Raw genomic sequence first — 22,649 nt, 5'->3', positions numbered from 1 at the left:
ACCCCGGTACCCGTTAAAGATCTTTTTGCCATAAAACCTGCTTGCTTAGTTCCCCGCCCGGGAAGGCAAAAAAACGTAACGGGTCAGTGAATGATAATAATATTGGATAACTGATTGCCCATTTCGATGTCAGGCATTAAGAAAAAGCGCTAAAGCGGCCGTTATTACGGCTGACAGTATTTTCCAAAAGGGCTGCTTTTTCTGACGTCATTTCAAGATCCTTCAGGCATTTCAGGCAGGCTTTTCTGCGCTGCTTAAAATGCCGAATATTGCCTGCCTCGGCGAAATAAGGCAGGTTTGAGACAATCAATACGACTTATCACCGCCCGGGAATGCCGCTGCTCAAGTTTTTTCAGGCACGGTTTCCCGGATGACTATGAGCGTCATTATTAGAGAGCGGGATTATTGCAACTGTTTTTCTTCAAACATGAACGCACAGGCAACATGGTTATTAACACAGACTCGCTACATCGGAAAAGAAAACACTTTTCGCTACGCGCTGTCTTCATGAAGACAGCGACGGCAGAATTTATGCGGATTCGCCGGATTACCGCCATGCTCCTTGTTGCGGTAATAGCTAATATCCTGCTCTCTCTCAGCGCCGGCGCCGCCGAAGGCAAAGCAAAGGTTGTGCGGGTCGGCTGGTATGATTCATCCTACTGCTACAAGGATCAGTTCGCGCGCCGCCGGGGCATTGCCTACGAATACCAGCAAAGAATCGCCGCTCACACCGGCTGGGTCTATGAATATGTAGAAGGCAGCTGGCCCAATCTGTTTCAGATGCTAATGAACGGGGAGATCGATCTATTGAGCGACGTCTCCTATGTCAAGGAACGCGAAGAACATATGCTATTCAGCAATCTGCCCATGGGAACTGAATCGTACTACTCCTTCGTCATTCCTGAAAATTCCTCCATCGTCCCGGATGACCTGAGTTCTTATAACGGAAAGCATGTCGGAGTCAACAAGAACAGCATCCAGTCCGGGATGCTGAGGGACTGGGCCGCAAGAAACGGGGTTGACATAAATATCGAATATATCACCAATACCGGAGACGAGGCCGTAGACAGACTGAAACGGGGAGAACTGGACACCCTGGTTGCTCTGGACGGCTACGTCGCCCGGTATCATATTGAGCCCGTCAACAAGATTGGCTCCTCCGATTTCTTTTTTGCCGTTAACAAAAAACGCCCCGATATCCTGAATGAACTGAACAAAGCCATGTTCGCCATTCATGACGAGGATCCCCTCTATAACCACCGGTCGACTGACGAATACCTGCTCCTTACCAAAACAAACGCCTATGTCTCCCCGGATCTTGAAGCCTGGCTCGCCAAACACGACACCATCACCATCGGGTATGTGGATAATTTCCTGCCCTTCTGCTCCCGGGACAAGAAGACCGGAGAACTTACCGGAGCCCTGAAGGACTATCTGGAAGCAGCCGCGACACGGCTTAAAAATGCCAGCATTCACTTTGAAACCATCCCCTTTGCCTCGACGGAGGATGCTCTGGCGGCTCTGAAACGTGGTGAAGTGGACAGCATATTTCCCATTAATATCAGCTATGATGACGGGGAGAAACATGGGATGTTTCCCATTTCCCCGCTTATTAACACAGAAATGACGCTTCTTGTCAGGCCTGACAACCCGGTAATTGGTATGCTGAACATGAATCTTACCGTGGCCATCAACGCCGGCAACACCAGTTACGAAAATTTTATCAAGGACAGCGCTCCGAACTGGAATATAAAAAGCTGCTCCCCGGTGGAAGAGTGCTTTCTCATGGTAAAGAAAGGCGAAGCAGACAGCCTTATTGTCCCCAGTTACCGGCTGAATCAGTTCGAGGAAATGACCGATAACTACGGCCTCGTGCATATGCACACCGGCGAAACCATGGGCATGTCCTTTGCCGTAAGAAGAGATGCCCCGGAGCTTTATGCCGTGCTCAGCAAATTAGTTCATCTGGTATCCTCTGATGATATGCAGTATACCATAGCCAGTTATGCGTATCGCAACTACAAGGTATCGGTAATGGATGTGCTGAAAAACCATTGGATCGCCGTGGTTATCCTTATTGTGTCGATATTTTCAGTAATCCAGTTTCTGCTGATTCAAAAACTGCGCGCCGAACGCAAGATCAATGAACAGCAGCAGAAACTGATATCGGTTACCCGGATCGCCTACAGGGATCCCCTTACCGGAGTAAAAAGCAAAAATGCATATGATGAAGCCTGCCAGCAGATGGATGAACGCATTTCCGGCACGGAAGAGCCTGCATTTGCCGCAGTATTGTTTGACATCAACAATCTTAAACTCGTTAACGATACTCAGGGACACAACGCCGGCGATAACTATATCAGGAAAGCAACTCACATTATTTGCCAGTACTTCAGTCACAGCCCGGTTTTTCGCATCGGCGGGGATGAATTTGTGGCCATACTGGAACGCGTTGATTATGAACGCCGGGAAGAAATCTTCAGAGAATTCGACCTGATGATGAAGCATCACGCCGAAATAGGAGATATGGCCGTTGCCTTCGGATATTCCTGCTTTGAGCCGAAAACCGACAAAAACATTAAAGCGGTGATAAAACGCGCCGACAGCAATATGTATAAGCACAAAAAGCTTTTGAAGAGCAAAATGAAGGGGGGATTGCCGGAGGCTTAACCAAAACGCGCAAAAATTCCGTCAGTCTGTTATGCCCCGCATGAGTTTTTCAAGTTCGGTAAAGCTTCCTCATTTTTTTGAGAAGACATGCTGTCATGTCATATCCGGCCTTCTCATAACTCAGTTCCCTCACGCCTCCATTCCTTCTCAATAACGGAACCCGCTGCTCTTCCTGTTCATTTGCGCCCTCTTTCTCCATAAACAAAAAAGTATGTTTCCTAGATATCCGGGGATTGCAATTGAAAAAGAAAAGTTCTAAATTCGAGACTGGGAGATCTCAACCCGATTAACAGCAATATCAGAAAGCAAAAAAGAATTGGCGGGATATAAGCAACATTCCTGCTTTTGTCCTACTTAACCCTGAGGGGCTGACACTGATGTGATAAAGAGTCTAAAATAGGGATCGTTCTCCCCCTTGTTACCACTTGCAAGCGGCATTTTTAGAGAGGTTAGACGGTTAGGGACATTTTGTTTTTAGGAATCATGCGGTGTATTTGGAATTGGAAAGCCCGGAAACGGCGTTCCGGTTTCTGACATATACATATCATGCGGTTATATTGCCTGCAGAGGCCATAGTTCCTCGCAACCAGATGGCCGTGTTGCGAACACCGTTAATGACTCCATTGATAATTTCTCTGCCTGCTGATGTTTCAGAATCGGTTTCTGCTGATTCGTGACATCCCTCATCTGCTTTTTCGCAGTTTTCCTCAGCATGAGCAGGCTGCATTGCTGTGGCAGCTTTGCAGGCCTTTTCTACCTCGGGGAGCCATGGAAGCAGGACACTGTCAAGCTTCTCAGGATGCTGTCTGTATCCGGGAATCTTTCGGATGTTGTCTAGCACATACTGAAGGTAGCTGACAGGATTCAGTCCGTTCTGAGCTGCCGTTTCCACCAGGGTATATAGTAAACGAATTTAATTTCTGAGTTATAGCAGTGAGACATGGTATAATGGTCATGGAGGTAGTTGCAATGCGTACAAGACAATTCATCCATGATCCCCAAGAACTTCTTTCCCAGGGCAAAGCTTTAGTTAAGGATAACTCTGATATTAAGTTCGCATACCGTGTGACTATGGTAAACCTTCTTCTTGGTGGCATGTCCGCCAAGGAACTTGCTGAACATTGCGGTGATGGTGAAACAACGCTCATGTCATGGGTCAAGAAGGTAGATGAAAACGGCTGGGATTCATTGCGGGCAAAGAAACAGACCGGCCAGCCTCGTAGATTGACTGATGAACAGATTGCCAAACTTAAGGAGAACGTGAGCAGTAATCCTAACAACTTTGGCTTCAACGTTTGGGATGGGCCTTCGTTATCAAAACACATCAAAGACACGTTCGATGTTGAACTTGGGGTCAGAGCATGCCAGAAGCTGTTTCATAAGATGGGGTTTGCCCTTATCAGACCGCAAACATACCCGTCTCTTGAGAATCCTGACGACGAGGCTCGTGACGCCTTTAAAAAAACAGTGCGAATTGAGTAAGAATCCTTCCTTCAAGGTTGTATTTCAGGATGAGGTTCATTTTCAAGTTCAGACAAGTATCACTTCCAGGTGGGCAGAGAAAGGCTGCAATGGGCGGAGCTTCTCCCGATGATTACCCGCAATCACTTCCAGGTGGGCAGAGAAAGGCTCCAAACCGAAGGTGATGTCTAAGCCAGGCAAAGAGAGCATTGCTTATAGTGGTTACCTGATTCCGGAGACAGGAGAACTGATTGTTACGAAACCAGGGTGGTTCAACTATGAGACTGTCATTGAATCGTTCAGAGGTTTCCTGTCTGCTGTACCTGCAGAGGATGGGAAGATGTACTGCATGGTATTGGATAATGCTCCCTGGCATAAGAAGGCGATCAGGCTGATTTGGGAAGAGGAACTTCCTAAATACCAGGACATCCGGGATAAAATGACCTACATCAGCATGCCACCGTATTCTCCGGATCTGAATCTGATTGAGCAAGTGTGGATAATTACACGCAGAGAGATGACTCACAATCGATACTTCCCAAGTAGAATAGCCCTCGAAGAAAAACTGGATGCTTACTATTCTAAGTACAGAAAACCTAATGCGAAACTGGCAAGTCTCTATAGTTTCAAGTGCTTTCGAGATGAACAGGTTCCGGTACCTGTATAACTCAGATATTAAATTCGTTTACTATAATTACCCGATCCTGCTCTTCATGCCTTTTCTGCAGCCCCTATAGCGTCTTTGGCCTTTTCAAATCTGGATTCGATATCCAGATTTTTATCAACGAGTGAATAAACTCCCATTATGAGCTCCACCTGTTCCGTGGACTCATCATCAGCATAAAGGCCGGCGGAGAGGCGGGGCAGAAGCTCCGGATAGTTCTCCCGGTGCGGACAGTAAATCAGGAAGGTATCCTCACCCTGACGGCTGCCTACACCGCCGAGCTCCCGGGCCAGAGTTCTCAGACGCTCTCCGATGCTCCGGATTATCTTGCTGCCGCAGGACGTGCCATAATGCCCGCAAATGCTGCGGTAGTTGCTTACCGTCACTGCTACTGCATCCATGGGAGCCTCCCGGTCGCTCTGGTCAAACAGCTTCACGTACCGGAAAAAATAGTTAATGCTGAAGAGACTGGTGAGCTTGTCCCTTTCAGTGGATCGCATCATGTCCCGGTCTTCGGAGAGCTCGATGCACCTGTTTACCCGCGCCTGGACAATTTCCCACAGCGGAAATGGCTTGGAAACAAAATCCATCACCCCAAGACGGAGACATTCCATCTCAGCATTCTGATCGTCTGTCATAGCAATAACGGGAATATCTCTGAGATCCTCATCGTTATTCATGGCCCTGAGCACATCAATGCCGTTCATACGGGGCATTACCAGGTCAAGCAGGATCAGTGCCAGATCGTCTTTGTGGGCACGTATCTGCTCCAGAGCTTCATAGCCATCCAGGGCATATACGAGATCATAGCCATTGCCAAGACCGGCTGCGATGAGCTCTCTGTTGACCTGCTCGTCGTCAGCAATAAGGAGACGCCGTTTTACCCTGACAATGGACTGCGGGGTACCATCCCCTGATTCCTGCGTCCTTTCAGGTTCGCTGTCCCGCGTAACCGCCCCGTGACTCTTAAGGAGCTTTTTCTCCGTATACATCAGATCGTCGGCACGCTGGAACACCTCATGCGTGCTCCGGTCCTTACCGGGGCGGAATTCGGACATTCCTCCCGAGATTACCGCGCCACCGGCGGTAATATGATCCAGGGAGCGGTTATGGAGCATATTCATCAGCTCCTTGCGGATGGCATAATCCCGGCCGGTCATGATTACGGAAAATTCATCGCCGCCCACACGGTATACAGGACTGTGCTGAAATATCTCGCACACCATCATGCAGGCTTCTTTTATGTACTCGTCTCCCGCCTTATGACCACAGGTGTCATTGATCTTTTTCAGGCCGTTAACATCACATACAGCCACGGCAAATTCCCCGGAGCGGTCTGCTTCAATTTCCAGATTGAGGTCCTTTTCCTTCATCAGGTAGGCATGCTTGCTCCGGACTCCGGTCATAGGGTCGGTCTCTGAGAGTGCTTTGAGCCGGTCCCGGTCCTTTTTTTCCGCATCAATGGACTCTGTCAGCCACATCACCCGGACTACCTGGTGATCTGCATTTCTGGCGGCGGCGAGGAAACGGGCGCGGCACCAGACATTCTGGTCATTCAGATATTCCGCCGCCACGGTATTGGTGTTCTTAAGACGTTCGGAGATGGTGCCGATGTCGGCAAAGGAGGTCATGACCTCTTTTGAGGGTTCGGCTACCAGGCTGTCGCAAATATCGCGGAGGGCCTTCCCTGCGCCGTGCTGGCTGGTGCCAATGACATGACCGGCCTTGTCTTCAGGCTCCCGCCGAATGGCACGAATGCTGTCGGTGGCGAGGTCAATATCCTGAATAGACATATACATATCGCCAAGAGCGCCCAGCTGGACATTCTGAATGGAGATTGCCAGGTTTTTGGAGCTGAGGTGGTAAAGCGCGGCAATAAATACAAAAGCCTCCAGCAGTGTCAGGATGATAAGAAGAGCCAGAATGATCTTGAGCGGTCTGTAGAATTCAGCGGTGTTTACCAGAGAGGCGCAGTACCAGCCGCCTTCAAGCTTTTCGGCATAGACCATGTACTGCTGTCCGCCGTATTCCAGCTCAAACTGGTGTTTCTGTTCGTCGTAGAGAGACTGAACTACCGCTGCCCCGAAGGTTCCGGTCTCCTCCTGATAGTTTTTTCCCAGCTCGCCGGAATCGGAATGTGCGATAACCTTGCCATCCTTGTTGAGCACAAAGCAGTAGCTGTCTCTGGTCTGACGGGCAATCTCCTCGGTGATTATCTGAATCTGCATGAGAGAGATGTCCAGAGCCAGCACACTGACGCCGTCATTGAGCCGGGTGGCCAGAGTCATCATTACCGTATTAGTCTGAGCATCCAGATACGGGCTGACAAAGGTTATTTCACTGGTGTCAGCCATTGTTTCTGTATACCAGGGACGTTCTGTGGGAACAAAGTCCTTATCCGGAATCCAGCCGCCGCCGTCCAGATACTGGCCCTGCACCCACCCGTATAGACCGGTGTAGTCCCGATCGATGGAATCCTTTACACTTTGTGAGGCGTGAGTAAGGTATTCCAGAATATCGCTGGCAGGCCGCTTTTCCGTCAGCATGTTGTTGACGGCATTGCCTGCCAGGAGAACCGTATTCTTGCGTACCAGAAGATAGCGATCAAAGGACATGGCAGACTGTTCTGCATTTACTGCGCCCTGAAGCACAATACTTTCCTTTGTGGCTCTATAGAGCTGTATTCCGCCGGTGAAAGTTACCGCCACCGTAAGCAGGAATACAATGACGGAGGCAATGATGCTTCTGGTTCCGATGTTTTTAAGAACGTCACGGATATGCGACCATTTATTCATGGCAATTCCTTCCCGCAATTCCCAGTATGTCAGTTCCGCATCACAGACAGGCATGCTTTTGATTCTGACAAATGTTCTGTGGCCGGAAAATGCTGTCTGCAGGCTAACAGTGCCCAGAACTCTTTTACACACCTGCTTTAGGGCTGGAGACTATAGCTTCATGTTTTCCGGTGATTAAAGCGGTATTCTTCTCTCTCCGGCACTGCTGTCATATTCTCCTGCCAGAAGACTCATTGCCGGGGATTTTATTCGGGGGCCTGATATCCGGCTCATTAAGCCCCGGAAATAACGCCGCATCTCAGGTGTTATACCACACATAGACGGTCATCTCTAGTTTCCGGAACCGAAAATGCACTATGGGTCTCTCACATGCCTGGCATGACACCTCCATGCACCAGAATGAGACAGCGGCACGGTGCTCTGTTTCTGGCTTCCGGCTGCTTCTGAATTATTCCCGGTCATGCTCGTTCTCCAGATGAAAGGCTCCGGAGATTCTGGTACGGAAGCTTTTCCAGACAACGCAGCACTGCAGATATAGCAATCACATCCTCTTACTTGCTGGCTGGACATGCTGGGAAATGGCAGGCTGGAGTCATTTCTGACTGTGGCGGTGAACTGTGCCCGCCACGGTATCTCATGGCCGACGCGGCGAGGTTCGCAGTCATCAAATTTCTGATACTGTGCTTCATGTTCACTAAATGTCGTATTTGTCAAATTTCGAGATGGTTAAAAGTTCTGACTCTTTAACTGAGAATATAGTTTTAATACAGGCGGTTTAAATACCGGCTTTTCGGAGAATTTGTTACAGGATCCTTTTTTAATACGTTTTATTTCCGGACTGATATGCGAGCGCCGCGGGCGAACGCAGTCAGTGTTTCCGGTTTCTGACGGAGATATTGTTATGGGTAAAAAACTCATTGGCAAGAAAAGTGCCGCAGAACTGGCCAGTGCCATTAACAGACTGGCCGACTCATTTTTTGCGCTGGCGGAGAGCCTTCAGGGGGCTTCAGATGTTCCCGGAAGGCGGAAGTCCGCAGCCGGTTCCGGATCAGCCCCGGAAGCGGGGGCGGAATTTGGCACTGCGGATGCGGTGCCGGAGGACGTGCTTCAGAATACAGCCGCCGATCCGGGAGTGCCCGGGATTCCGGATGTCATGGGTCCGGTTCCGGCGCCGGTGGCTGCTCCGGCCCCGTCTGTGGATGCCAGCGAGACCCGCTGCGGGGATGCTCTTCAGAAATTCATGAAGGACAACGGTTTTCTGATAACCAGAATCGACAATATTATTAACGAATCGCCAGTCTGGAATCAGATGGCCCGGATTATCGGCCGGGACTATCATGCGGTGCTTCCGATTATTAATGCCCTCAAGGTATCCCAGGGCCGGGGAAACCGGGTGTTTCTAAACCTGTCCCGCTTTGACCAGAAAACCCGGAACGCCTGCACCAATCTTGCCTCAGTGCTGTACCGGAACGCCCTTCTGGTGGAATACCGCTATTCCTCGGGGGCGGTGCCGACTCTCACCATGCGGGTTCAGAAGGATGGTGCCATCATTAATTTCATTACCGGGCACTGGATGGAGATCTATGTATACGGCATGGTCCGTGAAATCCTGGACAACTATGCCAGACTTTACAGCATCGAGGTGGAAAACTACAGCAATGTTCAGTTCCAGATGAATCAGAAGGAAACCTTCGAGCTGGATGTGCTCAGCTTCGTAAACGGCATTCCGGTCTGGGTGGAATGCAAGACCGGGGAATTCCAGCAGTCTATCGTTAAGTACAAGACCTTCGGAAAGCGCACGGGCATTGCCCCGGAGCATTCCTTTCTGGTTCTGGCCGGTGGCACTCCGGAACAGGCCCGGAACATCACCGATATCCATCGCTATAACGTCATCAGCCTGGATAGTTTCCGGACAGCATTTTCCCAGGCTATGGCCGGTCTGTGTCTGGCTGCGGGCAGAAAGGATCCCCCGGCGGTTCCGGAGGCCAGGACGGCAGCGGGCTCTGTTCCCGGTGCTTTTCCGGGTTCTTCCGGAAATCAGGATGGCGTCACTGCCGCAGCTCCGGCTTCTTCCGGGGAGGAAAATCCGGCAGGAACGCCGCTCACATCAGCTGCCGCCTCAGGAGATCCGGAGAATCCCGCTCCGGATAACGGGATCCCGGTGTCAGGTTCCCGGGCCGTTTCCCGGAACCGGAGCTCTTATGACCGGATGATGGCCCTTATAAGCAGCACCCGTCCGGTTAAAAGTCTGGAAAACCGTCCGGAGCAGTCCCGGCCTTCAGCGGCTCCCACGTTTACGGTGCCCGCGGGGCTCTATACGGTGATTGACCATCCCTTTCTGAACGAGGCCATGGCTGAGCGTCTGAAATCCCTCGGGGTGCAGTGTCTCTCCGGACCTCCCGTCTCGCGGACGGAGATCGACCTGGATGTGCTTTCCCGGATGAAGTCCGGCAGATACGTGCTGGCTCCGGTGCTTTTCAGGAGAATTGCCCGGGCTCTTCAGACCGGAGATCACTCGGTTGCCCAGTCCCTTAACGGCTGCGATGCGGTACAGGTAGGCACCACTGTCCAGATGTGCCGGCACATGGCTGATAACATGAAGGTGATTCGCAGCTTTGAATACTACAGCAAGGAAAAGAGCGTCAGATTCGATCTGGTCTGCAACAGCAATTTCAGTCAGTATGTACTGGAGGACCGCCGGTTTTTCCATGCTGCGGGCAATGTTATCGATACGGTATTTCAGAATACGGATGCCGGTGTTTGCGGTATCTCCCGCAATGTGCGTCTCTGCAAGGGGGAGGTGCGGATTGATCTGGATTATCTGGTGCGTTTCCAGGATATTGTTACCGCGGTTCTTGCCGGTGCGGCCGATCCCGAAAAGGCGGCCGGGAATCTGGAGCTGGCGGGAAAATGGCTGAACATTCCGGCCCGGAACCTTCTTTTCATTCATAATTTCAGAAAGGACAGTCCGGAATTTGCCAGCCTTTCCAAAAAGACCACGATCAATGCTCTCAGTCATGACGAATTTGATAAAACTGCCAGGCAGCTTATGAAAGTGCCGGAATTCCCCGAGAACGCGGGTTCTGCCAGGATTGCCATTCCGGAGCTGCAGTTTAATCCGGACCAGCTTTATGCCTGGTTTTCGCGTTCCGGCGTCATTGTTACCGAGGCGGAGCTTGTCAGTGCTGCCCTTTCGGCTCTGGACGGCAGCGCCAGCGAATTCTGCAGGAACGAGGAGATTTTCCAGCCTCTTCTTAAGGAGGTGTGCCGTATTCATGAAAATCACATTTCCAGACAGCGTTTTGTCTGGAATGTGGAGCAGCTTGACGGCGAAAAGACCTCTTCAGTCAGCAACCTGTGCTCCAGTCTTTACCGGACAGACCTTATCAGGGACTTTAACTACTCCAGACAGTCCCGGAAGTTCATCATTGATCTTGACGATAATCCTGATCTTTACAGCTTCTTCACCGGAGGCTGGCTCAGGTATTACGTGGGCAGCAGGACGCAGAAGTACCTGGGGCAGCATATCCGGAACCCCGGAAGTGTCAGGTTTATCAGAAACATTGCTCTGGAGCTGCCTGACGGTGATGATGTCCGGATTGATGTTCTTATCTGCCATGCCGGAGACTGGACCGCTATCAGGAGCTGTACGGCCGAGAACTGCATTGCCATGGCGGAGCATCTGGCTACGGCGGGAGATCTGCTGAATATTCCGCGGGAAAGGCTCCTTCTGGTGTTCCGGAGCGCGGCCGAAACCCGCTGTGCTCCCCCTGCCGTCCGTGAAGCCATGACAATCACTGCGGTATCTGGGTTCCTGCCGGCTCTGGAGGAGATTCTTCCCGAAGATCTGCTCGCAAAGGAAGGTCCGGATTTTGCGGAGCTTCTGGGCCGGATCGGGGCAGAGAAAAATGCTCCAGAGACCTCTCCGGAAACAGCTGCTCCTGAAGCTCCGCAGGTTTCGGAAATGACGGAGGCATCTGTCCCTGACGCCGGGGCAGATCCCGAAATCTCCGGTCCGGATCAGAAAATTCCAGACGAGGCGGCTAAGGGACTCACTCTTCCCGAGGTTCCTAAGGAAATTATCACCGAGGTCATGGGAGAGGAAAAGAAGAATACGCAGGAAATCGTGAAGAAGACTGAGGAAGTCCCGGGGCCGGAGACCGGGGAGCATGGTCCTCTAGGAGCTCCGGCGGATTCAGATCCCCCCCCTGCGTCTCCTGAACCCGCCGCTCCTCCGTTTTCAGCTACTGCCGCCCCCGGGGGCTCCGGTTCCGCGGCAGCAGCGTTTCCGAAGCCGTCCCGCAGTGAGGACCGGGATTCTGCGGAGGCTGCGGCCAAACGGCCCCGCCCTGCCATTTCGGACAGTGTCCTCGCCTCCTACTATCAGATGCTTATGGATGAAGCCCGGGATCAGGCCCTCCGGGACGATTTTCTGGAAAGTCACCTCATGAAGCCGGAGGAATGTGCCGATTTTCTGGATGATGAAAACATCAGAGTGATGGATGTTCTTCGCTACAACGGTCAGGCTGAGGATGCCGACAGGCTGTCTCTCTGCATTCTGACGGACTGCTGCCGGAATCAGGAATATGGAACGGTCTTCAACATGCTCCTTGAGGGACTTTCCCGGGAACTCTCGTCTTTTGCACTGGACATGGATTTTCCGGATGAAATTCTCTCCCGCTATCAGAAGCTTCTGAATGACATGATGGAAATTGGCCTTATATACAGGAACGTCTATATCAGGGATTCCCGGGAATCGCGTATTACCGTGCTGAAACCCCGGGCGCTCCGGGACTTCATTACCGGAGGCTGGTTCCACAGAGCCGGTGCGGCCATCGTGCAGAACCGGCTTATGGACATGACGCTCAGGCATCCGGAATGCTTCTGTCTCTTTGCCCGCAGTGCCGGAATTCTGCTGGATAACTACAGGATAGAACTGGATCTGGTTATCAGAACCATGAGCCGGGTGCTGCTGTTCGTGTTTGCCACCGCGAATGCCGAAGCCGCTGCCGGAGAACTGACGATGCTCTGTGAGTACATGGACAGCGATCCCCGTGATGCGGTTCTGGTATGTCTGGACAGCGATCCGGAATTCCTTGCCCGCCTTTCGGAAAAATTCCCCGTTTCGGTAATCGGGCTTGATGCTCTGGGAGAATTTCTGGACAGCCGTCTTACTCCGGAATATCTGGAATCGGAGTTTGTCCCTGATGAAGGATCTGCTGATGACGCGCCGGATGATCAGGATGCGGAGACAGTCCTTCATAAATTCGGTTACTGTCCGGGACTTTTTGACTACATGAGGTACGAGTTCTAGTACCGCCGGAGGAGCATATTTACAGGGGCTGCCGTGATGATCTGCCGGCCCCCGTTTCCTCCGGTGATGGCAGGATTTAGCGGATTCGCCGAAAATATCCGGAGCTCCGTGCCGGTTACAGAATGAGAGGCCTCGTCCCCTTCCCCTTCCCCTTCCCCTTCCCCTTCCCCTTCCCCTTCCCCTTCCCCTTCCCCTTCCCCTTCCCCTTCCCCTTCCCCTTCCCCTTCCCCTTCCCCTTCCCCTTCCCTCCCTTCCAGTTAGCTGTTTTTCCCGGTGGCTTCCATAACAGCTCAGTCTCTTCATTTGCTTCTCCGTCATCACCTTCTGTTTCTCTCGCTGTACTGCTCCCCTGTGCTGGAAATCTGCATTTTCCGCGAAGGTTTTCATTAATTGTGAATTCCCGTTCAAATTTGAGCTGTCAGGGTTCATATATAATATGGATATGGGGAGATTTGAAAGCATGATGAACTCAAAAACCGGTTTTGTGGCCAGACTGATAATCGGTATTTCTGGTGCTCTTATAACTGCCAATGTGATTCTGGGGACGGTGCTTTTTGTTAATTCCCGTTCGGCCCTGCAGTCTCTTATTGACAACCGCATGCTGGATATTTCCAAGACAGCTGCGGATATGCTGAACGGTGATGATCTCGAAAAGGTGCAGAAAGATGATGTGAATACTCCGGAGTACCGCAGAATCAATGATACTCTGGCTTTTTTTCAGGATAATATCGAGCTTCGCTACATCTACTGCATCCGGGATACTAAAAAGCCCGGCCCTGATCGTTTTATCTTTACGGTGGATCCGACAGTAAAAGATCCCGCTCCGTTCGGTGCGACAGTGGTTTATACCAGGGCACTGGAGCGTGCCAGTGAGGGAGTTTCTGCTGTTGACGACACTCCCTATACTGATGAGTGGGGGCAGTTTTACAGCTCCTACAGTCCGGTATTCAACTCCCGGGGGGAGGTTGCCGGTATTGTGGCGGTGGACTTTTCTGCAGACTGGTATGACAAATGGATTACTGGTCAGGCCACCCTGATCCTGGCAAGCACGGCCGCTTCATTTATCATCGGCATTATTCTGGTGCTGCTTGCCACGGCCACCCTGCGCAAACAGATATTTTCCTTCACGGCCGCACTTGCCGACATTGCCAGTGATGTTAACGGACTGACCCGGGAAATCAACGAGGACGGCATTCCCCTGAATCTTGCAGATATGAGTCCCAATCCTGATCTTCATGAACTGGGAAGGCGAATTCATCTTCTCCGGGATCAGCTGCGGGACTACCGTTTAAACATTCATACCCAGACCAGCAGTATGATAAATGCCCTCTCAAATGAATTCCGCTGGGTGTTTCTGGTGGATCTGGAAAGCAATACCAGCGTCTGCTATCAGTCCGACAGTTCCGCTGACAACGGTGTCAAGCCCGGAGACAGATTTATCTACGACGAAAGCGTCGTCACCTATTCGGCCGGGGTTTCTGAAAAGTACCGCACCATGTTTCTGCATTTTATGACTGTGCACTGTATTCGTGAGGCCCTGAAAACCGAAAAGCTTATCTCGTTCCGCTATCTTGTTCAGAGGGAAGGCCGCGAGTTTTATGAAATGGTCTGTGTGGCACCGGTGTTCAATAAGTCTGCTGATGATATCCGGACCGTGGCTGTGGGCTTTGCGGATATTGATCAGGAAACCCGCAAGGCCATGGCCCAGGATCAGAAGCTTCGTGATGCTCTCAGTAACGCCGAGGTGGCCAACCGGGCAAAGACGGCATTTCTGTCCAATATGAGTCACGAGATCCGCACCCCCATGAACGTGATTATCGGGCTTAACCGTCTTATTCAGAACGAGCCCGGGCTAACCCCATCCGTAAAGGATTATCTTCACAAGATGGAAAGCTCTGCCACGCATCTTCAGGAGCTTATCAACGATATTCTGGACATGTCCCGCATCGAATCCGGAAAGATGATAATCCGCCGGGAACTGTGCTCTCTCCGTGACGTTCTGGAGAAGATAAACGACATTATTGGCGGACAGTGCCGCCAGAACGGCCTGGAATGGAATTACACTCTCCGGTGCGATCTTCAGGAGTTTTACCTGGGAGACAGTGTCCGTCTGAAGCAGGTGTTTATCAATATTCTGGGTAACTCCGTAAAATTTACTCTCCGGGGCGGCAGGGTGTCATTCATCGTGGAGGAGGTTGGCAGATACGACAATAAAACCACCTTCCGCTTTATAATCTCCGACACCGGCATTGGCATGAGCAGCGAATTTCTGCCTAAGCTCTTTGACCCCTTCAATCAGGAAGATCCCGGGGAGCCCAGCAAGCTTGGCAGCACCGGACTTGGCATGACCATTACCAAGAGAATTCTGGAGCTTATGGACGGCACTATCGAGGTGGTCAGCAAAAAGGACTATGGCACTACTTTTACTGTAACGCTGACTCTGGAGGCGGTAAACAGTGCTCTCGGCTCAGGAGATATCACGCCCCGTGATGTCTCGGTTCTTATCGTCGATGACGATGCGGTGTTCTGTGATTTTACCCGGCAGTCCTTTGAAAAGGACGGCATGTCAGCGGACATTGCTGCTTCCGTGGCTGAGGCTTTGCGCATTCTGGCTCTTAAAAAGGGCAGGAACGATCCCTATAACCTGGTGCTGCTTTCCCGGGATATCCCGGAAATCGACCTTGATGCCGCCCTGACGGCAATCCGGGAGGCTACGGCCGGAGATTCCGAGCTCTTTGTTATTGGTGACGGTGCGGCGGTTCCCGAAGGGGTTCCCAAAGACCGTTTTATCGCGAAGCCCCTTAATGGCGATCTGCTGTTCGGCAGATACTGCCAGGCCCGAAATGAAAACGCGGCGTCCGGCAGGGCCGAGCTTTCCGGGAGAAGAGTGCTTCTGGCCGAGGATATGCCGGTGAATGCCGAAATAATCGTCATGATGCTCCGCCTCAAGAATGTGACGGCCGAGGTGGCGGTGAATGGAAAGATGGCGGTGGAGATGTTCTCTGCGCACCCTTCCGGCTATTATGATGCAATCCTGATGGATATGAGAATGCCGGAAATGAACGGTCTGGAGGCAGCCCGGGCAATCCGGGAGATCGACCGGCCCGATGCTGCCAGGGTGCCGATTATTGCCCTGACCGCCAATGCCTTTGACGAGGATGTGCAAAGGAGCCTTCAGTGCGGTCTTAACGCCCATCTCTCAAAACCGGTGGATCCTGAGCTTCTGATGCATACTCTGGAACGGCTTATCAGGGTGGTGTAAGCCGGGGGAGAGCGCTTTATTCTGAGGTACAGAACGGCAACGCCCTCCCGCGGTCCCAGCCATTACGGAGATCTCTTCTGTTCGTTATCCGGGATGAAAAAAGGACAGGTCTCTCTTTAGCCTGTCCCTTCATGCGCACACCGGAAAAAACTTTTCCGGAAAGCCGTTTTCAGACCTGTCTGTCGTCCTGTCTGATTATCACCGTCGGCGTGGCCTTTGACTCATCACCTGCTCCGGAAGAAGTCTCTTCGTCATGAGATTTCTCCGAATCTGTTTGCGGTTTTTCCCCGGCAGCATCCTCCTTCTTATCCAGGGTATCCCGGATTGTGGCGATAAGATCCTTTCCCGAATAGCTGCTGTCATCCTTCATGTCGCTCTGCGCCTGGGAGACAATTTTGCCGGTAATCTCGCGGCATTTTGCCAGATCCTCGTCGGAGGCCCCCTGGGTGGCAAAGGAATCCAGAAGCTTTTCGAGATCCTCCGGAGTCTTCGGGAGCAGCCCCCTGCGCACCAGAACCTCGCCGGCTACCACGGTTTTAAGGTCGCCCTCATCCCGGATATTGACATTGTAGTCCAGGCTGTCATATACGGTTTTTTCAGAAGCTCCGGCAGAAGCTGCCAGATCCGCCAGTTTTCCCTGGTATGACTGGTAGTCATTGTAGTCTCTGGTACCGTAAAGAGCGATATCGTTAAGCGTGGAAAACGCGGATACGATGTACCAGACACCGTCATTCATATCTCTGTTAACGAAGATATTGCGGGAAAGAGTAAGCTCGGTGTCCAGCTGATCCTTTTCGCCGTATACCAGATCGGAGGTTCCCTCCGGAGCGGTGACGATTACCTGAAGAGCAGTATCTCCCTGTTTGTTAAGCTCATCCTTTCTGACATCAAGACGGACGAGACCGTTATAATCCGTATAGCCCCGCGGCTCATTGCGATCCCATTGAAAATTCCGGTCAAGGTCGATGAAGACCCGGGCATCCTTAAGGTAGCCGTCAATAACCTGAATGTCGATGTAAATGGAATCCTCCTGGGGATCGTCGGGATCGTGATGCCCGTGGTGGCCGTGATGTCCACCGCCGCACCCTGCAAGAGAAAGGGAAGCAGCAGCAATTAAAGCTGCAGCGAGTTTACCGAATCTGAATTTCATGGCGCTGTTCTCCAGAAAGCCGAGTTCTCAAAAAGCACTCCGGAAGCAGGGAATTTCTCTGGCCGGGGTGCGGTTTCTGTCAGTGTTTCAATAGCGGGGGCCTGGAGCCGTCAGGATAAAAATCCGCTGTCTCATGACCAGTCCCGCTTTCCTTCAGACAGCTGTAAAACGATTAAGTTCATCTTTGAGGAAAATTTTTGAGAACCGCATAATTGTGAGCTGTTGTCTTAAATAATCATCCGGAAAGGGAATTTTTCAATTTATCCGGGGAAGCTGCGGTATGATTGCTGTGAGGATTCTCCCCGGTACCGCTTTTTGAGGGGCTCCCCGGAACCGGAATTTTCAGGGCATTGGACTGGGAACCGCGAAACCTTGTACCCGGACGCTGTTTCCTCCCTTTCCGGGACTATGGTTTCACGAAGGAGCGCGCTTTTGAAGTGTCTGCCCGGAATAACACCGTTCCGAAACTCAGGAGAAGCATTATGGATGCCAAATCTAACAGGAAAACGCTATTTGCGGTCCTTGCCGTACTGGGAACCTATGCTGTTGCCAAGGCTCCGCTGACTACTGCCCTCAGGGTAATGTATAAGGATTCGCTCCCGGGAGAACCGAAGCCGGGGGCCATCATTTACCGGGATCTCCTGACCGGCTATGCAGAACATTCCGGAATTTATGTCGGCGGGGGTGAAAAATGCATTGTGGAGCTTCAGAGAGACGCCGAAACGCACCACAGTGTTATCAGACTGGTAACCCCCGGGGAATTTGTTCAGAACGGCTACGGCTGCACGGAAACCATATTCGTTTCAGCCCGGGACGGGGTTCCGGTGGGGAATCCGGAGGTAGCCAGTATAGCCAGAAGCCAGCTTGATCAGGATTATGATGCTTACAGCCTATTCAAAAACAACTGTCACATGTTTGCCTTTTCCTGTCTTAAGGCTGCGGAGGCCCATGAAGAATTTTCCGTCGCAAAAATGCAGGACACCAGCATGCGGCACTGGCCGAAGAGAAAAATGACTCTGACAAGCCTTAAAAGCACCGCTGAAAGAGTTCTTGGCGCCGATTCCTGGCTTAAATGGGAATGGCAGGAGAAGACGGCACTGGAGGGAGCACGGAAGCAGCTGTCTCCCGAAATCTGAGAGGCTTATCAGGGACAGTGCTGTATTTTACAATGCCTGCCAGGGGCGGTTTTTTCTGATTTTGACGGGCAGGGATTTTTGGTTGAGTGCATGCAGTTTTTTTTCGAACCCGGCAACTGTCCTGGTTCCGGGATTACAGGAGATCTGATTCATGACAGACAGTATCATCTTAAGGAAAAACGTACCAGAGGTCAGGAAGTCTCAGCGAAGGACATTTTCAGAGGCGATGCGGGTGTGCTTCACTGAGAAGTATGCCTGCTTCCGCGGACGGGCCTCCCGTTCAGAATTCTGGTGGGCCCAGCTGGGCATCGGGCTTCTTTTTATTGCCGTTCTGATTATGGCGGTTGTTCTTGATAAAATGGGGGGCTCCGGACTTGCGGGCATTGCCATTCTGGTATTTATTCTGGGAACCATTATTCCCGGTTATGCCGTTGTGGCCAGAAGACTGCATGACTCCAACAATTCTGCCTGGTGGATACTGCTGAGCGTGCCTCTGATGTTTCTGGGTATTAGAATTATATTTGATATTGTAGTAGGACTGCTTCCGCCGGAAGATACTGATAACCGCTACAATGACTGAATTCCTGCCGCCGGCGATGATATGCAGAAATGAGGGATGATTTTTCTGCATATGGAAAGTACCGGCAGATCTTTTGAGTCTGGCCCGCAGCAGACTCTGTTGCCAGAATCGGATTTACTGGCAACAGACAAGCCTTCCTCTGTACTTTCAGGAAAACCCCGAAGGCTCCGTTTCCCTTATTAAGAACCTCCGCCTTTCCTGTACGTGCTCTCTTTTTTCGGAGTCGTTCTGTGAAACATGAAGTCTGTTCAATTTTATAAAATTTCTGAAAAACAGGTTCGTTTTTTATTGCTGCAGATATCTAGAGTTATCTATAATTAATGCTGCCAGCGGGTTGTTTTCCGCGGCATGTGTCGGTTTTTCCTTTTATTCCACATGGCATTTGGCCAGCAGCAATTAAGGGATCCATCATGAAAAGATCAGTCTTTCATTCTGAGAATTTTGTCCTTTCTTCAGGAGCGGCGCGTTCCTTTGCCCCGCCGATTTCTCCCGAGCCCGTAACGGCTCTCAGCTTCTGGCGTCTTTACCGGGAGAGCCAGCTTCGTCTTGTCCGGTTCCTTGCCTCCTGGTATGCCTCCTCATGCTGGGGCATGTACCTTGGGGTATTTCCGGCCTCCTCCGGGTATCTGGCAGCGGCTCTGGAGAAGAGCGCCCTTGACGCCGCCCTTCCTGTCATGGTGCAGCGGAACTTTGTATTTCCACCGGACTCTGCCTCTGGGGCTACCGCTATATCCCGTACTGCCGTTCTCATTTATGGGCACGAAACCCGGAGGATCCGGGATGAGCGGACATTCCGGGACACACAGGAAGCACTGTTCCGGGATCTCGGAATTCCGGAATTTGCCTATCTTTCCTTTTCTTCCGGAAAGATTTTCTCCGGTTCTGCCGAAGTATCCGGCCCGGGAAGCAGTACTTCACCCGCCGTACCCGCTTCGTCTGCGGAGACTATGCCGGAACATCCCGGCACCCCCCGGGATCTCCGTTTCTCCGGCATCATCATAGGGGATCTTCTCCAGGCGGCACTGCACCTTTCTCCTCTTCCGGAAAACGTACGGCGGAAGCCGGGAATTCCCGGCTTCGACATGTATGGAAAAGCTCCGGAGGCCCCGCTGGCACTTATGCTTTTTCAGAAGATCCGGGATCTCCGAACCTGGACACTGCGGCCGGCAGCGGGATCTGAGATACGGAAGCCCGGGGATTATCTTCCGGATCCGGAGCGGGATATCTTTCGGGACAGTCAGGTTCATATCAGAACTGCGGATAAATGCTACCGGAAATTCCTGGAGATCCCGGTACTGCGGGAACAGCTTCCGGGAAAATTTGTTACCATGGAGGACCTGGATCCGGGACTCTGGCCGGAATTTTTCATATGGGAAAGAATTCCGGCAGAAAATCTCTTTTCGAACTGCAGTGCCGGAGACCCCGATTTAAGACGGAAGATTGCAAGGAGCCGCGCTGCTGCTCTGAAACGGGTTTTTACCGGCACATTTCCGGAGGAGGCTGATCCTCTGGAGGAAATTCCCTCCTCATGGAAATTCCGGGCCCGGGCCTTCTTCCGGTTTTCCCGCAGTGATCACTCCAGAAGAGCCGGCTTAGAAAGGATTTTTGGGAAAGCTTCTTCCGGGATCTCCGGGGAGTTTTCTACGGGAACGGACGGCCTGGCGTTTCTGGAATACAATCCTGACCGGGATTACAGCACCAGGTTTCGGGATGATCCCGGGGCTCCTTCAGATATTGCGGATCTTATTACGGGATATTTTCCGGGATATGCCGCTCTCTACTGGTTCTTTGTCTGTATCATGGTATATGCAGACCGGGAGAGACTTCCGGAATTCGCCTTTGCCTTTAATACTCCCTGGAGACCGGAGTCTTTTCTCCATATTTGCTACGAGAAGCTTCCTGAAAATGCCCTCCCGGATGCCTGGAGTGTTCCCGCTGCCTGGCTTCCTGCCTTTCGGTGGCTCTGGAAAAGAGGGAGCTTTTTCAGCTTCATAAAGGTTTATGAGTTCACATACCGGGTAAAGGAAGCTGCAATCCGGGGATAGCAGCTCCGGAGCCGGAGCTTTAGCACTATGCGCTGTTATTCATTATGTCCGTCGGAGTGCTCTCCGGAGACTCCGTTATTGCGGGATCTGCTGCGGTCCGGAGGTCGCATTTTTCAGAGGTGATTATGACAGTTTGTGAATTCTCAGAGAATGAAGATCTGAATTTAATGGCAACGTGCTATGCAGATGATAAAACAGCGATAATTGTAAATCCGCCTCCTTCTGAAAATCTTTCTTTTTTTAAGTACTGCAATGGCCGGGGCTATAATTCACAGACAGCAGTAGCAGGAATATCCATGATGAATGCTGCATATATCTGCACTCATAATAACGGGCATCCCTTTCTGGTGCTGTCGTACGAAGCAAAAATAAAGCTGAATAAAAAGCTAATGCTGCCGTCGATGAAATACCGGGGGTTTACAGTTTTTCAGGCTGTAATTATTGATTATAATCTTGAGAGGTTTTCCCTTTATCCCAAAGATACCGAAAAGATAACGGAATATAAATCCGGTGAGCCACTCCCTTTGAATTTAGCACGGCCGGATTATTCAAATCTGCCCTCAGAGGATGAAGTAAGAAGGATAATCAAGGATAAGAGAATGGTAATCATTTAATAATACACTTCAGAAAACTGCTTTTATATCATTAAGTCCTGAATCATAAATATTTATGCTAGTAATTATGACAGTAGTGCAAGGAGATGAGTGCAAGCGGATGTTCCAGTGTCTTTAAGGATCTCGGGGCACCGTTCCGGAGCTGGGGTACCGGAAAATACAGCCCCGGAAAGTGTCCGGACGGAACGTGTCCCAGGGCAGCAGCCGGGGAATTCCAGCCAGTCCTGCCGCTCTTATTCTGTCATGAATTCGACTCCCCCGGGGATAGCCTTCCGGTATTTGCCCGGGATGTATTTCCCGAATACCAGCACCCTCTTGTTCTGTCTGAGAGCCTTGGTCATGGCATCAATGGTGCCGTTTCCGAAATCTGCAGTCACCACCATGGCGGCATCGCTGACTATAAGCGTGTTTCTTTCCATAAAGCCCAGTCCCGTGTCCACCACCCGAACATTGGGAAATTTCAGAACTTTCTGGCAGAGATCGCTGTTATGGTAACCCTCCGGAGCGTAAACGGTAAGGGCAATACCGCGTTCCGTAGCATACTCCATGCCGGCGCTGTCGGCTCCGAAGGCCCCTCCGGTCACAATTTCTGTAAGATCTGCAATGCTGCTGAGATAGGCGTTAACCCGGGCAATGCTTTCCTGAGAGGCAGTTCTGGAGCCGATGTAGGCGATTTTCATAAATTCTCCATGCTGTGAATCTGATAGCAGTTTTAAATAATATGTCCAGTATGATTTTACTGCTGTTATATTTTAGAAATGAATTCCAGATTCACTGTTTCCTTCCCGCAGTGCACGAACTTCCCGCTTCCCGGAATCTCCGGACGGATTTTTCCTGGATCCTCGGTAATGACAATGGCAGCGGCCGGCTCTCCCCATGCATGATCGGGACGCTGCGGTCCCTGATCTGGAAAAACCGCTCCCTATTCCGGTCTGCGGCAGAGATTCTGCTGTCCCCC

General features: G+C 51.4%; 13 protein-coding genes. 9 read left to right on the top strand and 4 right to left on the bottom strand.

Annotation, left to right across the window (positions count from 1 at the left end; all coding sequences use genetic code 11):
- Positions 1-531: 531 nt before the first annotated feature.
- Entirely contained in the window at positions 532-2,670 is a 2,139-nt protein-coding gene (locus tag F557_RS0113055) for a transporter substrate-binding domain-containing diguanylate cyclase (RefSeq protein WP_019002669.1), read from the top strand.
- Positions 2,671-3,214: 544 nt separating this feature from the next.
- Here the strand turns inward: F557_RS0113055 and F557_RS0113045 are convergent.
- Entirely contained in the window at positions 3,215-3,562 is a 348-nt protein-coding gene (locus tag F557_RS0113045; RefSeq protein WP_019002667.1) for a transposase domain-containing protein, read from the bottom strand.
- A gap of 62 nt (positions 3,563-3,624) precedes the next feature.
- Here F557_RS0113045 and F557_RS0113040 point away from each other — a divergent pair, with 62 nt between their 5' ends.
- Both F557_RS0113040 and F557_RS0113035 read left to right on the top strand, forming a co-directional pair.
- Positions 3,625-4,152 (top strand): helix-turn-helix domain-containing protein, encoded by a 528-nt coding sequence (locus tag F557_RS0113040; protein WP_169335203.1) that lies wholly within the window; start codon positions 3,625-3,627, stop codon positions 4,150-4,152.
- Between the two features lie 121 nt (positions 4,153-4,273).
- A complete protein-coding gene (locus F557_RS0113035; protein ID WP_281167350.1) occupies positions 4,274-4,798 on the top strand; it encodes a transposase in 525 nt (174 codons plus the stop codon).
- A gap of 44 nt (positions 4,799-4,842) precedes the next feature.
- On the opposite strand, the gene F557_RS21395 is transcribed toward F557_RS0113035, so the two are convergent.
- Positions 4,843-7,590: a diguanylate cyclase domain-containing protein gene (locus F557_RS21395; protein ID WP_211209563.1), complete on the bottom strand. Its 2,748-nt coding sequence runs from the start codon at positions 7,588-7,590 to the stop codon at positions 4,843-4,845.
- Between the two features lie 901 nt (positions 7,591-8,491).
- Here F557_RS21395 and F557_RS0113015 point away from each other — a divergent pair.
- Together F557_RS0113015 and F557_RS0113005 are read left to right on the top strand one after the other, a co-directional pair.
- A complete protein-coding gene (locus F557_RS0113015) occupies positions 8,492-12,904 on the top strand; it encodes a Card1-like endonuclease domain-containing protein (protein ID WP_157617887.1) in 4,413 nt (1,470 codons plus the stop codon).
- 460 nt (positions 12,905-13,364) lie between these two features.
- The gene (locus tag F557_RS0113005) at positions 13,365-16,166 is read left to right on the top strand and encodes a hybrid sensor histidine kinase/response regulator (protein WP_169335202.1); all 2,802 of its coding nucleotides are present in this window, start codon (positions 13,365-13,367) and stop codon (positions 16,164-16,166) included.
- 169 nt (positions 16,167-16,335) lie between these two features.
- Here F557_RS0113005 and F557_RS0113000 read toward each other — a convergent pair whose 3' ends face one another.
- Positions 16,336-17,316 carry a hypothetical protein gene (locus F557_RS0113000; protein ID WP_019002658.1) on the bottom strand — a complete coding sequence of 327 codons (981 nt, stop codon included), beginning with the start codon at positions 17,314-17,316 and terminating at the stop codon, positions 16,336-16,338.
- A 482-nt stretch (positions 17,317-17,798) separates the two neighbouring features.
- On the opposite strand from F557_RS0113000, the gene F557_RS0112990 reads away from it, so the two are divergent.
- From F557_RS0112990 to F557_RS22330, 4 genes are all read left to right on the top strand, one after another.
- A complete protein-coding gene (locus tag F557_RS0112990; protein ID WP_157617886.1) occupies positions 17,799-18,452 on the top strand; it encodes a C40 family peptidase in 654 nt (217 codons plus the stop codon).
- A gap of 151 nt (positions 18,453-18,603) precedes the next feature.
- Entirely contained in the window at positions 18,604-19,032 is a 429-nt protein-coding gene (locus tag F557_RS0112980; protein ID WP_084761647.1) for a DUF805 domain-containing protein, read from the top strand.
- 410 nt (positions 19,033-19,442) lie between these two features.
- Positions 19,443-21,077, top strand: coding sequence for a hypothetical protein (locus tag F557_RS0112970; RefSeq protein ID WP_019002652.1), 1,635 nt, complete (start codon positions 19,443-19,445; stop codon positions 21,075-21,077).
- A 296-nt stretch (positions 21,078-21,373) separates the two neighbouring features.
- Positions 21,374-21,691 carry a hypothetical protein gene (locus tag F557_RS22330; protein WP_157617885.1) on the top strand — a complete coding sequence of 106 codons (318 nt, stop codon included), beginning with the start codon at positions 21,374-21,376 and terminating at the stop codon, positions 21,689-21,691.
- A 233-nt stretch (positions 21,692-21,924) separates the two neighbouring features.
- Here the strand turns inward: F557_RS22330 and F557_RS0112960 are convergent, their stop codons facing one another.
- The gene (locus tag F557_RS0112960) at positions 21,925-22,371 is read right to left on the bottom strand and encodes an SLOG cluster 4 domain-containing protein (RefSeq protein ID WP_019002650.1); all 447 of its coding nucleotides are present in this window, start codon (positions 22,369-22,371) and stop codon (positions 21,925-21,927) included.
- Positions 22,372-22,649 lie beyond the last annotated feature (278 nt).

The sequence above is a fragment of the Succinimonas amylolytica DSM 2873 genome (assembly GCF_000378405.1).
Lineage (GTDB): Bacteria > Pseudomonadota > Gammaproteobacteria > Enterobacterales > Succinivibrionaceae > Succinimonas > Succinimonas amylolytica.
This window is presented reverse-complemented; position numbering and strand designations above follow the sequence as displayed.

Bases quoted from the DNA above. Each gene is read 5' to 3' on its own strand.
- F557_RS0112970 (WP_019002652.1), top strand. From the start codon at position 19,443: ATGAAAAGATCAGTCTTTCATTCTGAGAATTTTGTCCTTTCTTCAGGA.
- F557_RS0112980 (WP_084761647.1), top strand. From the start codon at position 18,604: ATGACAGACAGTATCATCTTAAGGAAAAACGTACCAGAGGTCAGGAAG.
- F557_RS0112960 (WP_019002650.1), bottom strand. From the start codon at position 22,371: ATGAAAATCGCCTACATCGGCTCCAGAACTGCCTCTCAGGAAAGCATT.
- F557_RS21395 (WP_211209563.1), bottom strand. From the start codon at position 7,590: ATGAATAAATGGTCGCATATCCGTGACGTTCTTAAAAACATCGGAACC.
- F557_RS0113005 (WP_169335202.1), top strand. From the start codon at position 13,365: ATGATGAACTCAAAAACCGGTTTTGTGGCCAGACTGATAATCGGTATT.
- F557_RS22330 (WP_157617885.1), top strand. From the start codon at position 21,374: ATGATGAATGCTGCATATATCTGCACTCATAATAACGGGCATCCCTTT.
- F557_RS0112990 (WP_157617886.1), top strand. From the start codon at position 17,799: ATGGATGCCAAATCTAACAGGAAAACGCTATTTGCGGTCCTTGCCGTA.
- F557_RS0113040 (WP_169335203.1), top strand. From the start codon at position 3,625: ATGGAGGTAGTTGCAATGCGTACAAGACAATTCATCCATGATCCCCAA.
- F557_RS0113015 (WP_157617887.1), top strand. From the start codon at position 8,492: ATGGGTAAAAAACTCATTGGCAAGAAAAGTGCCGCAGAACTGGCCAGT.
- F557_RS0113000 (WP_019002658.1), bottom strand. From the start codon at position 17,316: ATGAAATTCAGATTCGGTAAACTCGCTGCAGCTTTAATTGCTGCTGCT.
- F557_RS0113055 (WP_019002669.1), top strand. From the start codon at position 532: ATGCGGATTCGCCGGATTACCGCCATGCTCCTTGTTGCGGTAATAGCT.